General features: G+C 60.6%; 9 protein-coding genes. 1 reads left to right on the top strand and 8 read right to left on the bottom strand.

Features of this window, described 5'->3' with window-relative positions:
• Positions 1–7: 7 nt before the first annotated feature.
• The 7 genes from ACR2TX_RS20025 to ACR2TX_RS19995 all read right to left on the bottom strand — a co-directional run bounded on the left by ACR2TX_RS20025 (position 8) and on the right by ACR2TX_RS19995 (position 13,044).
• On the bottom strand, positions 8–2,239 hold the full coding sequence (locus ACR2TX_RS20025; protein ID WP_077732151.1) for an Ig-like domain-containing protein: 2,232 nt from the start codon (positions 2,237–2,239) through the stop codon (positions 8–10).
• 5 nt (positions 2,240–2,244) lie between these two features.
• Positions 2,245–2,748, bottom strand: coding sequence for a hypothetical protein (locus ACR2TX_RS20020; protein ID WP_434130588.1), 504 nt, complete (start codon positions 2,746–2,748; stop codon positions 2,245–2,247).
• Positions 2,749–2,772: 24 nt separating this feature from the next.
• Complete coding sequence (locus tag ACR2TX_RS20015) at positions 2,773–4,656, bottom strand: Ig-like domain-containing protein (RefSeq protein WP_434130586.1); 1,884 nt, start codon at positions 4,654–4,656, stop codon at positions 2,773–2,775.
• A 16-nt stretch (positions 4,657–4,672) separates the two neighbouring features.
• On the bottom strand, positions 4,673–5,986 hold the full coding sequence (locus ACR2TX_RS20010; protein ID WP_086132898.1) for a multicopper oxidase domain-containing protein: 1,314 nt from the start codon (positions 5,984–5,986) through the stop codon (positions 4,673–4,675).
• Positions 5,987–6,002: 16 nt separating this feature from the next.
• Positions 6,003–7,226, bottom strand: a complete 1,224-nt coding sequence (locus tag ACR2TX_RS20005; RefSeq protein ID WP_168183691.1) for a multicopper oxidase domain-containing protein — start codon at positions 7,224–7,226, stop codon at positions 6,003–6,005.
• A gap of 66 nt (positions 7,227–7,292) precedes the next feature.
• The gene (locus ACR2TX_RS20000; protein ID WP_434130585.1) at positions 7,293–12,290 is read right to left on the bottom strand and encodes a hypothetical protein; all 4,998 of its coding nucleotides are present in this window, start codon (positions 12,288–12,290) and stop codon (positions 7,293–7,295) included.
• Between the two features lie 367 nt (positions 12,291–12,657).
• Positions 12,658–13,044, bottom strand: a complete 387-nt coding sequence (locus tag ACR2TX_RS19995; RefSeq protein ID WP_168175515.1) for a response regulator transcription factor — start codon at positions 13,042–13,044, stop codon at positions 12,658–12,660.
• 201 nt (positions 13,045–13,245) lie between these two features.
• On the opposite strand from ACR2TX_RS19995, the gene ACR2TX_RS19990 reads away from it, so the two are divergent.
• The gene (locus tag ACR2TX_RS19990) at positions 13,246–13,905 is read left to right on the top strand and encodes a response regulator (protein WP_077732144.1); all 660 of its coding nucleotides are present in this window, start codon (positions 13,246–13,248) and stop codon (positions 13,903–13,905) included.
• Between the two features lie 67 nt (positions 13,906–13,972).
• On the opposite strand, the gene ACR2TX_RS19985 is transcribed toward ACR2TX_RS19990, so the two are convergent.
• Positions 13,973–15,190: a PAS domain-containing sensor histidine kinase gene (locus ACR2TX_RS19985; protein WP_434112996.1), complete on the bottom strand. Its 1,218-nt coding sequence runs from the start codon at positions 15,188–15,190 to the stop codon at positions 13,973–13,975.
• Positions 15,191–15,241: the final 51 nt, after the last annotated feature.

Here is a 15,241-nt window from a genome sequence, read left to right as displayed (position 1 = left end):
TGCCTCCTCACCGGGTGACGTTCACCGTAACGGTAGCCGCATTGGATTCGGCGCCCCGGTTGTCGTTGACCGTGTACCTGAAAACCTCCGTGCCCGTGAAGCGCAGCCTCGGCCTGTAGGTGATCGTGCCATCGCCATTGGCGACGGCAGATCCGCCCTTATCGGGTTTCGCGGAGATCGTTACCGTCGCGGGATCGAGGCTGCCGTCCGGATCGGAATCGTTGGCCAGTACGGCAATGAGCTTGCCGGTGTTTCTGCGCGTGGTTGCCGAGTCGTTCGCCGCCACCGGGGGTTTATTGGCGGCCACGGTGATGGATACCGTCGCCGGCGTGCTCGACGATGTGCCGTCATTGGCTCGATAGGTAAAGCCGTCGGTGCCGGTGAAGCCGACGGCCGGCGTATAACTGAAGCTGCCATTGGCATTCAGGTTCAGGCTTCCATGGGCAACGCCGCCGGCCAGAACAGCGTTGAGCGAGTCGCCGTCGGGGTCGCTATCGTTGCCGAGCACGCCGGGCGCGGCGATCGAGAGGGTCCCGCCCTCGACCGTGCTGTAGGCATCGTTTGACGCGACGGGCGGATCATTAACGTCGGCCACGTTGATCGTAAAGGTCTGAGTCGTGGATAGCCCGCCGAAATCGGCGACCTTCACGGTCACGTTGTTGGCGCCCACTTGATCGGCGTTCGGAATCCAGGAGATAAGCCCCGTCCCGCCATCGATGCTCATGCCCGTCGGCGCGCTGTCGAGCGAAAAAATCAACGTGTCGCCATCGGGGTCGCTGGCCGTTACGGTATAGGTGTATCGTTGCCCTTGGGTGGCCGTCGTCACCGGGGTCGAGGTAATTGCAGGCGCGTGGCCGCCGCCGGGCGGATGATCGAGCAGGTAATCATGCGCGGCCTTGGCATCAATCAGCCCGTAGCCGTAGCTGTTGTCGGCGCCGGACTCGCCCAGGTCTTGGGCGGATTGCCGCAGGGTCGATTCCAGGACCGCTATGCCCGTATTCGGAAACGCTTCGAGCAGCAAGGCCATCGTGCCCGCGGCATGAGCAGCGGCGTAGGACGTGCCGGAGACGGTGGCGTAAATAGGCAGCCCGCCGAACGACAAATCGCTGGTGTTGACGTCGACACCGGGAGCGCTCAATTGAGGATAGATGCCGCCATCGCAGGCCGAAGCCCCACGGCTGCTGAAATTCGCCACGACCGATGTGTCGTCCACCGCACCGCTCGAAAAGGCTTCGGGATTATTGGCCGGACTCACGCTGCTCGAAGAGATCGGACCTTCGTTCCCGGCCGAGAACACGAGGCCGATACCCGCCTCCCTGAAGACCTGGATGTCGTTCGCGAATTCGAGGACACACCGGTCCGTGGTGCCTTGCAAGCCCCACGAGGCAGCGACGACGTCGGGCGCGTCGGACGTATCCGGGTTGCCGTCCGGATCGAGCAGCCACTGAAAGCTCAGGTGGATATCGCTGAATTGCGCCTGTCCGGCATCGTCGAACAGTTTGGCCGCGATCCATTCGGCCCCTGGAGCGACGCCTATGGCCGTGCCGCCGGCGCTCCCTCCGACCATGATGCCCATGGTCTGGGTGCCGTGTCCGTGGCCATCGTAGGGGGTGGCGTGCTCGCCGTGCGGGTCGTACCAACTGTTCGCGCCGCCCCGCCAGCGACTGCCGAGGTCTGGGTGATTCGCATCCACTCCGGTATCCATGTTGGCGACCACGATCCCACGTCCGGTGTGCTGCATCGCCCATAGTTCCGGAACATGGATGACGTTTAGGTTCCATTCGGGAGCGGCCTGAGTGCCGGCGCTTGCCGTCGGCGCTTCCAGCGTCTGGTCGAGACTCATGCGCTCGACCTCCGGCCGCCTGGCCACTTCTAGAACCGCTCTTCCTTTGGCGGCAAACGACATCCCGTTGATCAACCAAAGCTGCCGGACGCGCTGAGCCCCCTGGCTTTGCAAAAAGGCTTTCAGCGATTTCTGGCTTTGATTCGCCTTGGCCTTGAGCGCTTTGGTGATTTTACTTCTGCGGAGCCGTTTGTCCTTGTCCTTGAAGTCGCCTAACTCGACTCGGTCGGACAGTGTAACGATCACGGCGATGGACTCATTCGGCTTTGCCGTTCGCAAGACCGCATCGAGCCGGGGATCGATGGCGCCGGCGTGCGTGACCGGGCCGGCAAAGGTCGCGAGCAGTAGAATCGAGACGGTGCGATTGACTGGTCTGCGGAGATTTGAAACACGCATCGCGATCACTCCACGACCAGATTTTCTGCTCTGAAGTCACCAATCACCACCGTGACTTTATCGCCGGCTTCGATTTGTCTGCCGGGATTCGCGAACAAGGCGAAGTAGGTTCGGTTCTCCAGGGGAGCCGCGCTGGTCTGGCGTAGAAAGCCGACGGTCGGCGCGGTGGGCACCAAAAGCCGGCTGCCGGTCTTCTGATCCACCACGTAGGGGTTAAGCGTCCGGTCAGCCATCGGAGCGGCCTTTCCGGCATCGATGATACGGTAGCGGAAATCGAGCATATTGCCCGCCGCCGAAAGTCTGATGCCCAAGAGCCGGATGCCCCACCGTTTCTCCAGCTCAGTCGGAATCTCTGCAACCGGTTTGAGCCCCCGACCGGCGACCTCCGGCGCGGAATCGCCCGGCCATCGGGCAGCGATGACGGCGGCACAACTCATGACGATCAGCATTCCCGAAGCGAGATAGCCGATCCGATAGCGACGCACAGAAACACGCCCCTGTGTTTTCATGACACTCCTCCCATGAATCATTTCCTACCGCGTGACATTCACCCGAACCGTCGCGACGTTGGACGTTGTGTCCAGGTTGTCCCTGACCGTGTAGGTAAACGCGTCGGTACCCCTGAAATTGAGTCTCGGCGTGTAGGTCACCGTGCCATTGGCGTTGGGTGTTGCCGTGCCGCGCCGGTTGGGCTGGGTCACGATGGTGACCGTGCTCGGGTTGATACTGCCGTCCGGGTCGGTATCGTTGGCGATGACATTGATAAGCACCGTCGTATTCGTTCTGGTGGTCGCCGTATCGTCGCGCGCCAACGGCGCCTGATTGGGATTGACCGTGATCGAGACGGTCGCCGGGGCGCTCGTGCTGTTGGCGGCCCCGCTGCTGTCCCGCGCCTGATAAGCGAACGTCGCCGTACCCGTGAAAGCGGCGGTCGGGGTGTAGGTAAAACCGCCGTTCGTGTTGCCGGTGACCGTGCCGTTCGACGCGGTGCCGAAATTCACCGCCGTGAGCGTATCGCCCGCATCCGGATCGCTGTCGTTAGCCAGCACCCCGGGGGCCGCGATATTCAGCGTTCCACCCTGAATCATGCTGTACGCGTCGTTCCGCGCCAGCGGCGGATCGTTCACGGGGGTCACGCTGATGCTCACCATCGCTACATTGCTGCTTATGCTCCCGCTGATGGCTTTATAGCTGAAGCTGTCGATGCCCGAGGTATCGGCGGTCGGCGTATAGGTGAACGAGCCGTCGGCCGAGAGGCTCAAAGTGCCCTTGCTGGTGGTGCTCACCAGCGCGGCGGCGAGCGGCGATGGCCCGGTATCGTTGCCCAGTACGCCCGGGGCGGCGATCGAAAGATGCGTATCCTCATTCGTCGTATAGGGGCCGTCGTTAGCGGCAACCGGCGCGCCCGGCGCAGCCGCGCCCACCGTCAGGTAAGCCAGCATGCCGCCGCCGGGCTGCATGCCGTTGGTCAGATTCAGCCTGCGGTCGTAGATCGCATATTGGCCGTCCTGGCCCGGGGTCGGAGTAAGCATGGCGTCCAGCGTCTTGGCGGCGGGCAGCATCGCCGAGTACTGAGTCTTGACATAAGGGTAAGGATGGCCGTCCTCGGCCACCAGTTGCATGTCGAGTCCCTGGAGTACGGGAACATGCGTCTGCAAGCCGGCGTTCAGGAATCGGATCAGAGTCCTTTCTCCCGCTGCCCCGGCTGAAAACGGCGGCGGGCTGTTCGCGTCGTACGGCTCGCCATTGATCAGGAAGTATTTTGGTTTGTAATCGATCGTGCTGGGATAGGCGGGACCGCCATAGGTGCCGCCGGCAACGGCGGCATGCAGCGCCGGGTCGATTTCGCTGTAGAGCAGCATGATTTCGTTGTCGTAGTCGACGTTGGGATAAGCCCGTCCGCCCGCATCGTCTTTTTTCAGCCCCCCGTACAGCCCCATCTGCACCTGCACCTGTGGGTGGGTGCCGCTGTGATAGAGATAAGTCCCCGGCCTGAGATTGGTCCAGCGATAGGTCTTGGTTTCGCCGGCCGAAGTCTGGTCCGTGAACGAACGGACGCGCGGCCTGCCGTTGGCGTCGTTGACCTTGACCGGCGTCATGCTCGCGATTTGCCCCGGTATGACGATCGAGACCGGCTCGGGCAATCCATCGTTCTTTAAGTGAACGGTGAGGGTGCCATCGCCCGGCGGGACCGTCAGCGTCGGTCCCGGCACGGTCGCGGGGTTGCCCGAATCGAATGTTTCGTTGTCGAGCGCGAATCCCCACATGGGTATCGTCGCACCATCCGGCATCATCACGTCGACCGTGTCCGCTCGCAGCCAGTATTCCGCGCCGAACGCCGAACTCCAGGCGATCGCCAGCACCGATAACGGCGGGAGACGCATACCGGATACCAGTTTCCATTTTTTGCTGCTCATGATTTCGTTCCCTCGATCAAGGAATCGGCACGCCGGGTGGCTCGATGATCACCATGGTCATCATCCCCCCCGGGAATATGTCGTCATTGGTAAGCTCCCGCTCGGTATGGGAGTGCCACATGTGGAAATAGCCGGCATTGAGGTTCTTGCCGCCCGCACCGGGAGGCAATATTCCGAACTGTCCCAGATATGGGCTGCCGCTCCAGAATTCGCCAATCGTCACGGCGAGTTGGGGATCCGGCAACGCGACCGGAAGCGGCTTGCCGTGGTCGGGCGCGTATTCGTTCGGCTGCAGGGGATCGCCCGGCTGGTGCCCGTAAATGTCCCAGCCGAGCCCTTTTCCGGTCCATTCGAAGATCGCGTCGTAGGTTTCCCCGGGCGCCGTCGTAATGGTGTAGTCCGAAACCGCGAGATCGGGCCCCGTCCCGGACGCGCTTTCCAGCAGCCTGCCGTCGCGGGCGATCAACCATGAGTTGTTGCCGTGATGATGGAACGGATGGAGGTCGCGGCCGCCATTGATGATGCGAAGCAAGAGTTTTTCGCCGGGATGCATCCTGGGCAAGCAGTTATAAGGCTGCGTCGGTAGCCAGGGCGTTTCGTTGCCCGCTTTCAGCATCGTGTCGGGATTATTGCGTCCGTTAATGAACCAATGCACCGGGTGGTAAGCCGCGGTGTCGATCTCGGACCGACGGCCGGCCTCGACCAGCCTGTGAATGGTCGGATCCATCTCGCTCAGCAGGAACAGGTATTCCTGATCGAAAGCGCTGTCCGGGTGTCCGTAGGCCTGGTTGTTCGAATTGGGCCGAACGATGAGCGCGCCCATCAGCCCCATCTCGACCTCCAGGTCCATCCTGGTGCCGGCGTGATAGAGATAGGTTCCGGGGCGGGATGCGGTGAAGGTGTAGGTCACGACCGCTTCGTTTTCCGGTGTGGCCGGGTTGTCCGCGATATCGGCCTCACGGGTCAACAATCCCTCCTTTCCGCCGCCGGCCGTGACGCCCTCCTGTCCCGGAAACACGATGGACACCGGCAGGGGCGCGTCGGCGCCATGCGGCGGCAGCGCGTTGTGCAGCGTCACGGTGACGACGTCGCCCTGGTTAACGATCAGAGTCGGTCCCGGATATTGCATGGTCCCGTTCCCGTTGGCGTAGCCCCAGGCGAGGATGGTATTGCCGTCGGCGGTGCTGATGTAGTCTTCCTTGGCGGTGAGGTCGAAGGTCGGCCCGGTAATGCCGTCGATCTGGGCGATCGCCGGATGCCCGAAGATGCCGAGCAATAGCGCCACGGAGGCCACGGAGAGTCGTTCGAGTATGCAAGCTGACTGGTTCATGGTCCTGCTCCTGCTCCTAATTGATCACGATCTCGGTCATCATCCCGCCGTAATCCTCGGTGTTGTTGCTCAAATAATTGAGATTGGTGGTGTAGAGGAAGTAGGTTCCGGGTGCGATTCCGCGAGTATCGATCAGAACGTCAACGGCCTCGCCCCCGCCCAAGGTGATGGAGCTGGTATCGTAGTAGAGCGTCTTGCCGGTCGGACCGCGCAGGATGTGGGCGCCGGTTCCCACCACGGTCATCGGGAGCCCCAGCGCCGCCACGGTGTAGAAATTGGTGACATTGAGATTGGAGATGCGCAGCAGGATGCGTTGTCCGGCGCTCGCCGTGACCAGCGAGGAAACCTTCTGCGACTGATTCCCGTTGTTGGCGCTTTCCCCGGTTTCCGGATCGATGGGCGTCGGCAACTGGGCAGGGTTGACGGTGTCCGGATAGCCGCGCCCGTTGATCATGGGATAGGTGTCCTTCATGTTTGCGAAAGGCAGCGGCTGTATTTTCAGGTGGAGATCGTGGAAGACGGGGTCGAATGAACCGAGTTGCAGCGGAAATTCCACGTCGTACCCGGTCGAGCCGTCGCCGTCGTTGTAGACGAATTTGGTGTAAGTCTTTCCGTCGTAGGTCTTGGAAGTGCCGTCCTGGCTCGGGTGCACGTATAGATTGCCGAGCATCCCCATCTGCATGTGTTCCGCCGCCTCGACGTGACAGTGATAGATGAAGGTGCCGGGTTCCACGATGTTGTAGTAGTAGGTGAGCGATTCGCCCTGGTTGACGGCGATCGAGCCTTCGGGAACGCCGTCGAACACGGACGCGGCATTGGGAAACCCGTGGAAATGGACGGAATGGGGATCGAACAGGTCGGGGCGTATCGCCAGGGCAACGTTGGTGAGCGTGAGGTAAAACTCGTCGCCTTCCCTTAGCGAGATGGTCGGTGCCGGAAAATTTGCCGCCAGCAGCCCGGTATCGATCACTTGGTCGGACGGGACGCCGGTCACGTCGCTGAAGCCGAAAATGTATTGCAGTTTCTCGATGTCGTCGCCCATCCGGATGAAGCCGTCACCGGCCGCGAGATGTTTGCATACGGCGCGAGGATGATTGGGATCGGGATTGTCTATGACCGCGTCGCCGTTGATGTCGCCCGGACACTGGACGTACACGCCCGCGTGGGATGTATGCGTTAGGGCACAGGCGATCGAGGCTGCCAGCAGCCTCACGGGCATGCGAAGATCGGACGTATCCATGATTGCCTCCTCCATGGGGTCTGGGTGTGCCGCCGGGCGTCCGCCCGGCGGGATTGGCGAGCTGAATCAGGGCAGGTGATAGTCCCCGAAGGGTTCGCCCGTGGCTGGATTGAACAGGGTCAGCGGACCGAAGTGCACGTCGATGAAGTTACCGCCTTCGTCGAAGGCCGGTGCCGTGGCCAAGGCCGTCGTGACTTCCGGTTGCTGGATCGTCTGTCCGGGCGAACTGTTGAAGTACGAGGCCAGGAAGCCCGGATTGTTGGTGTTATTGGGAGTGAGGAGACCTCCGGGATAGCTGCATCCCTCCGGCCCGCTGAGCGAGGTCAGCGTGCTGGACCGCGGATTCAGACAGGCCGTGCTGGCCGTTCCGAGGACCGCCAGATCGTGGAATACCGCCCCGGTGACGCCATCCGCCTCCACCGCCGGTCTCAGGCCGAAGCTGGCCGGGTCGGTGCTATTGTCGATCTCCCAGAAGAACGATCGGTTCCGCCACACGATATTGTTCAGGAGATCCGGATTGGAGAAGACACCGTACTGGTTCCTGGTCAGAGCACCGAACGCGGCCGCTAGCGCAGTGCTGTGGGCACGCGAGACGATTCCGGCCGGTTGCGCGTTGGACCGGTTCGGACTGCCCGGACTGAAGGCCTCGCCGGCCGTCGCGGTGCTGTCGTTGTGGGCGATCGTGTTGTGGAAAATTTCGATCCGGGCAGTATCCTGCATCGAAATTCCGCCGCCCGCCAGTCCGGCGATGTTGTCCACGATCCGATTATTTCGGATTTGTATTTGGTACCATCTGCCGGCGTTATTTCTTGCCGCCAGAACATCCGCGCCATTGACGAAAAGGGTCCGGATGCCGCCGCCGTCGCCCGCGCCGGCCATATTGCCCTGGATCAGGTTTTCGTCCACGGTCACGTTACCCGCGCCGGCGCTCAGTTCGCCCGCGGCCAGGGCGGGCAGCCCGCCGATGAAGATGCCGCCGCCGGAAGCGTTCTGTCCCTGATTGAAGGTTTGGTTGAAAACGATGGTGTTCCGGGCGATCAACCCATTATCCACCAGCCTCGAACTGCTGAGTCCCAAATGCGCGATGCCGCCGCCGTCTCCGGTGGAAAAGTTGCCGCACACGAAGTTGTCGGTCACCTCATAGTTTCGCGATCCCGTGGCGACGGTGATTCCACCCGCGCCAAGACCGCCGCTGGCGCCGTTTTCGACCACCTGGTTGTGGTGGATGCGGACGTCATAGTTCTCGTTGTCGGTATAGGTGGTGCCGTTGATTAATTGCGGGTTCCCGATGCGGATTCCGCCGCCGTAGATGCCGTTATTGCCGATGATGCGGTTGTTGCTGATCTCCAGATAGCGGGCATAGCCGTTGACGAATATTCCGCCGCTGTGGTCCGCACCGGTGATGGTGAAGCCGTCGATGCGCGCCCTTTGAGCCGCGGGGCCCGAGGCAAATTCGCCGACGTTGGCCACCACGGTAATGCCCGCGCCTTCCTCGGTGTTGAACAGTATCGGCTCGTTGTCCTGGGGATCCGGCGGACCGGCTTCCTGTCCCGGCAGCAGACTGAACTGGTTCGTGTCGAGAAGCTCGGCGAGCTTGTTTCTCCAGTTTTGCAATTTCTCGGACGGGAACTTGGCCGCGTTGATAATGGTTGACCCGGCTCCCCAGCCCTGGAGGCGAACCTTCTTGTGCATGATCGGCAGTTCGTCGTATTCGCCGGGAGCGACCGTGATCAGCGCGCCGTTCGGGGCCGTGTCGATCGCCGCCTGGATGGACTGTCCGGCGTTCACGACGATCGGGGCCGCCCCGCCGACGGTGACGGTGACGCCGGTCACGGAGAATGCGCCGCCGTTGGCGCGGGTAACGACCAATTCCCCGGTTGTCGTACCTTGCGGGACCCGTACGACGATCTGATCGTCGGTCCAACTGCAAGCCGGCGTACAGTTCGTGAAGGACAGGATCGTGTTGCCGATCCGTACGGAGCCCTGTGCATCGCCGAAACCGTGGTCGCGCACGATGGTTTTCGCGTTGGTGCCGTCATAGGCCGGATTCGGCACTTCGACCAAGCCCATCGAGCGGATGATCAGATACCGTCGGTTATTCCCCGTGTTGCTGATTGGCGTGGGTACGTAAGGGCCGACGTTGGCGGTGCCGGTCACCGAATAGATCATGGGCGTGCGAATGGGCTGCTCGCAATCGAGCGGAAACTTGTCCTGCGAAGCGAACGCGGCGATGGGTAGCACCGGGGTATCCAGATAAGTGGTCTTGCCCGGCATGTACTGGAAGGTGTAGCAGAACTGGCTGTACCTCGGGTTGTAGTAGGGGTCCAATGTGTGTCCGCCGGGATTGTTCGGATCCGGCATGGTTGGCGAGTTCATGCACGCCGTCAGCATGTTCGGCGCCACCCCCGAGGGTATGGGCGGATTGATGGTGAACGTGGAGGGCACCAGGGCGTTGAACCGGCCCCACTGGTCCGCGTGCACGCGGTTGATCTCGCGGCCGGTCCAGTCGCGAATCGAGACCGGAAGGTAGGGTGGGGCATATTTCTCGCCGAACGTTGGCGCGTTCGGGTCGAACTCGTTCGACAGATCATCCAGTATCATGCCGACCATATGCCCCGCAATCGGTACTTCGGTGAACATGAAAAAATCCGCCGCCGCATTCTGGCCCTGAGCGACGCGAACCTGCTTGCGATCACATAGAGGCCGTGTCTGCCCGGCGTAGGCTCCGGGCACGCCCGGAAACAGACTCAGCTCGGCCGGTACCAGGTGCGGGTCGCCGACGCACACCGGCGGCAGAAGCAAGGGGCTGGGCGTGTATTCGTCGCCGAAGTCGACGTTCTTGTCCTCTTCCTTCTGATGCTCGTAGCCGGGCGGAGTGACCGCCTCGATGATATAGGTGCCGGCCGCCAGCTCGGGTTTTCCGGCAGGGCCGCCGAAGGCATAGCCGCCATCGAACAGGGCGGGCCGCACCTGGTTGAAGTTGCGGAGACCGTCGTAGCAGTCGGTCGGCTGGCCTGTGGACGAGAGGAAAATATCGCCCTGGCAGCCGGCAGGCAGGTTGTCGTCCCAGCTGTCGGTGGTGGTGAAATCGACCGCGTCGCCCAAATCGAAAGTCCCGTTGGAATTACGGTCGATGTCTTCAGGCCCTTTGGCCGCGTTGCCTTCACTCCAGCCGAACGGATAGTTGTCTACGTCGGCCAGCACGAAGGTTCCGGGCGCGCCGAGGGCGGAACAGTCGGGCTTATCGATGACGCCGTCGTCGTTGCAGTCCCGGTAGAGATTGACCTGCACCCTCGGAATGCCCGGCTCCCAGTTCTCGGCCGCGGCATAACGCGGATCATCCTCGGCACGAGTGGTCGGATAATGGACAATGCCGCTCACGCCGCCGTTTTCTCCGATCGGATAGACTTGTTTGCCCCAGTCGATCACGCTGGTCTGGCCGAGAAAGCCTTGTATGCCTTCCAGCAGCACCGGTCCGGCTTCCGTGCGCGAGAGATTGTGGCCGGTGTTCGGATTCACGAGTTCGTTGCCTACTGTGCACCCGGTTTCAAAGGCGTCGGCGGCGGTGCAGAACTGCGGTTGAGGATTGAGCTTGCCCCGCGCTTCGGTACTGGCCGGTATCGCTCCTCCGGCGTCGACCGTGACGGTGGCGCCGGTCGCCTTGAAGCGGGCGAAATCCACTTCCGCGACTAGCCAGTTGAAGAAGGGAAAGATTTCCTCGAAGCCGTACGAACCGTCCGCTTTTGTGGGGAAGGACTGGTAAATGCTGCCGTCGCGGAAGCGGAGGTTAACGGCCTGGTCCGGCATGCCGACTTCGCCGTCGTCGCGATAACCGTTGCCGTTGGCGTCGTAGAACACACTGCCTTCCAGTCGGGAAAACCAGTCGAACACCGGCACTTCCACGAGGTCGCAGCTTCCGTCCGGGGTATTGCAGCTACCGTCGCCGTTCACCGTGACGCCGTGCGAAGCGAAGATGATATCCAGAGCCTCGTCCCAGACCACCAACTGATAATTGCCGGGCGGGACATTGGGAATGGAGAAGCTGCTGTCGGCATTGCAGGGTTGAGCGAAGATGGCTTGGCCTTCGCCGACGGCGAGGTCGTTCAGGCCCACCCAGCAGTTGGGAAAGGGGTGTCCGTTGTAGAACGGGAATTCCGGCGGACGCGAGGTGTGCAGATTGACCACCCGACCGCTAATGGTGCTGCCGCCGGTGAGCACCGTCGTATCGTTGATCTTGTTGACGAAGCCGATGAAGACATGGTGCCCCGGCGGCCCGAATTCAGTGAAGAAGGGCGGTTCATTCGCCTTGACCCAGGCATCGATCCCTTTTGTGCCCTCGATCGTGCTTGTCTGGTGCCAGTCGGAACCGGTCGGCGGTATGGCAAAGAGGGTGTACTTGGCGGGCACCAGATTCTTGATGAGGGCCACACCGTTGGCATCGGTCTGGATGACGCCGAGCGGGTTTCCGAACGCATCCTGGGTGACCTCGCCTCCGGACTGGCCATAGGTTCCGCCTGCTTCGTAGACCTTGATCGTGAAGCCGGCCAGTCCCTGTTCTTCGGGCAGGTCGGGGGCGTTGTTGATGGGGCGGTTATCGTTGAAGACGAACACCGAAATCTGCGCGGTGGGTATCGGCGACCGATTGACGTAAACGGTTACCGCGGACTGGCCCGGCGCTATCGGAGCGCCCCCTATGGTGTAACCGGGATTGGTGGCAGCGGAATCCGGGAGTACGGAAACGAAGTAGCGCTTGCTAGGGTTCAGAGGAATGTTCGACGCATTGTCCTGGTTGCCTTTGGCCACCAGCGGCATATAACTGGTATGGAAGCCGAGCGCGAGGCTCGTTCCCGGCTCGGCGGGCACGCCCGGTTGAGAAACCTTGGTGGCGTCCTCCTCGATCAGCCAGCGGAAACTGCCTACCGGACTTCCATCGGAACCGACCACGGTGATGTCGACCGCCTGGACATCGAGATGAACGGAAAGCCCGAGCACCAAAGCAAGAAAAAGCACACAGCGCTTTGCGCTTTTGATCGACGCGTCACGACACGAAACTCGAGCGTTCATAATCCTCCTCCTTGTGAGCGCGATGTCTTTTTTTTTGGGCGAGCGCCAGCGCGACGACCCTTCGCTCGGCGTCCTTACCTGGCGTTGGAACTAGCGTACTGAAAGGAGGATGAGTAAGAACTACAGCGGATACTGTATTCGGTAGCTCGTCGATACTGTAGTCTGAATGAGCAGATAGGGTAGAGGCCGGTGCGGGAGATGCGCCAAGAGCCGAATGACAGGCGACTGCGAGGGCTAGGAACCCGAGATTCTCGTGATCCGGAAGTCAGCGGCCGGTCGTACCGGTTCGCAACGCTGAATCGTTCGATGGGGCGAGTCGCAAATCGTTCTTTGTTTGACCGGACTCGGGGCAGCTACGAGTCAGGGACTAGATCGGCGGCGAAGAACTCGAGCCCGGAAGATAAGACTCGACCAGCCTTGAAACCTCCGCGGCGCTTGCCGCATCCTTGGCCAGGAAATAATCCGCGCCGCACGCCGAGGCGGCTTCACGATACTCGACCGCGTCGTAGCTGGTCAGAATGACGATGGCGGGAGAATAAATTGTCTTTATCTTGCGGGTCAGTACGAGACCGTTTTCGCCGGGCAGCTTGAGATCCATGAAAATAAGATCGGGCCGCGCGAGATCGATCGTTCTCATCGCCGATGCGCCATTTTCGGCTTCCGCGATAGCGAAGTGCGCGAACTGGTCGCACAAGAAGGCTTTAAGAGAGCGCCGAAAAGAGGCGTTGTCATCGACAATCAATATTTTGCGCACGGTCGCTGGGTTCCTTGATAAAAGCGGAAAGCATTCATTCCCTTGCGTGACGAAGAGGCATCCGGCCGAATCATCGAACACGCCGCTTACCCGGTTATTTGACCGTACACGCTCGTATTGTTTCAGGCACTAAGGATTTTTGCTTATTTGGTTCGCGCGCCCAGCCGTAGAAGATCAGCAAAAACAAAGTAGCATCGCGCCATGGAAGAAAAAAAACGAATCTGTATCGCCGAGGACCACACGATTTTGCGGGAAGGTTTACGGGTACTGTTGTCGCAAGATCCGGAGTTCGAAGTCGTCTGCGAGGTCCATGATGGCCTGGAACTCATTCGCCGCTGCCGCGACGGCATAGCGGATCTAATCTTGCTCGATCTTTCCATGCCCAGGCTGGGCGGCTTGGAAGCGATCCTGGAAATCAAGAAACGTGTATCGCAGCAGCTGAAAATCCTGGTACTCACTGTGCACGACGTCGAAGAATACATCCTCGCAGCCCTGAGATCCGGGGCAGACGGCTATGTTTTGAAGGATGCCACCCATGCGGAATTACGTATCGCGATTCGCAGCGTGTTAATGGGGAAAATTTATTTAAGTCCGAGTATTTCCGGAAAAATCATAAAAGCCTATCTGCAAATCAAAAGTACGGAAGAACCTCGGTCAACCTGGGGCAGCCTGACCCATCGGGAGCGAGAGCTCCTGAAATTGATCGGTGAAGGCCACAAGAACAAAGAAATCGCGCAATATCTGCATCTCAGCGTGAAAACCGTGGAAACCCACCGCGCGAACTTGATGAAGAAGCTGGATCTCCACAGTGCTGCGGCGCTGACCTCCTATGCGATAGAGAAAGGGCTGGTTCTGCGATAGACAACGACACGCGGGTTGCGCGGGGCGGCTTTCCAATCTGCGCCGCCATGCGGCGGTCACGAGTCTTCTACTCGGCCCAGACCGCGCGAACGATCGTGCCGATGCCGGGCGCGGAATCGATGTAGAAGGCCCCCCCGGAACCCTCGCACCGTTGGCGCATGCTAGCGAGGCCCAGGCCGCGTTGCCGTAATTCTCGTTCCACGGTCTCGCTGACGTCGAATCCCCAGCCGTCGTCGGTGACGATCAACTCGACTGCGGTGTCGATTTTTCTCAGGCGAAGGACGATCCGATCGGCTTTGGCGTGTTTCGCAACGTTGTTCAGTGCTTCCTGAATGATCCGATAGATCGCGGTTTTTAATCCGCCGGGCACATCGCTTTCCTGCAGTTCTATTTGTTTTTCGACCGTGATGCAGGCATAGATGTTCTGAAAAGTGCGGCAGTGCCAGCTCAAGGTCGCAAGAAGCCCCAGATCGTCCAGAATCGCCGGCCTCAAGTCCATCGAGATGCGCCTCACCTCGGAAATGGCCTCCTGGATGACAGGGATAACGGCTCGCAGGGACCTCTGGCCGGATGCGATCTGATTGTCTTCGAGCAGCGCGTTGACGTTGTCCAAACTGAACTTGATGGCGCTGAGGTACTGTCCCACGGTGTCGTGAAGCTCCGAGGCGATCCGCTTGCGCTCTTGCTCCTGAGCGCCGAGAAGCTTTGCGGACAAGAGTCTAAGCTCATGTTTCGACTGCCAAACGACGTCTTTCAGCCGTTTTTTCGGGGTAAGGTCGATGACGTTCCCCAGGATGGCGGGAGATCCGCGATGTGCGATCAAGATCTCGCTCCGTCTGATCCAGATCACCTTGCCATTTTTCCTGATGCCTCTCGCCTCATGCACCGGTGGTATGGCGGCCGGTTTCTGCTGGTACACAACGGCCGCTTTCTGCGAACGCCGATGATCTAACTGAAAAAGTTTCCCGGGTGACATACCGATCAGTTGATCTTTCGGATAGCCGAGGATTTTGGCCAACTTTTCGTTCGCATAGACGACTTCTCCATCCTGAACGATGTAGATGCCGACGAGCAAACAATCGTCGAAGGCATGCTTAACCGCCGCATGCGGCGACGTTTCCGTCGTCTTGCGGGTGTTGGTTATATTCCGTGGATAGTCTTTGGCGCCGAAAATTTGCCGATAGGGGTAGGGGAGGGAGCCGCCAGCGTGCTGAACCAAAAGCCCTTGATGCACGGTCTCGACCATTCGGCGAAACCATTCGACGGCCTTTTTCCTTTCGATCATCCCTGCTCTCCGCTCGAATTCATAAGATATTCTGACAATCAGCGGATTCGG

This window comes from Methylocaldum sp. GT1BB (assembly GCF_051027545.1).
Lineage (GTDB): Bacteria > Pseudomonadota > Gammaproteobacteria > Methylococcales > Methylococcaceae > Methylocaldum.
Note: the sequence above shows the minus strand (reverse complement) of the source record. Positions and strands in the feature narration are given on the sequence as shown.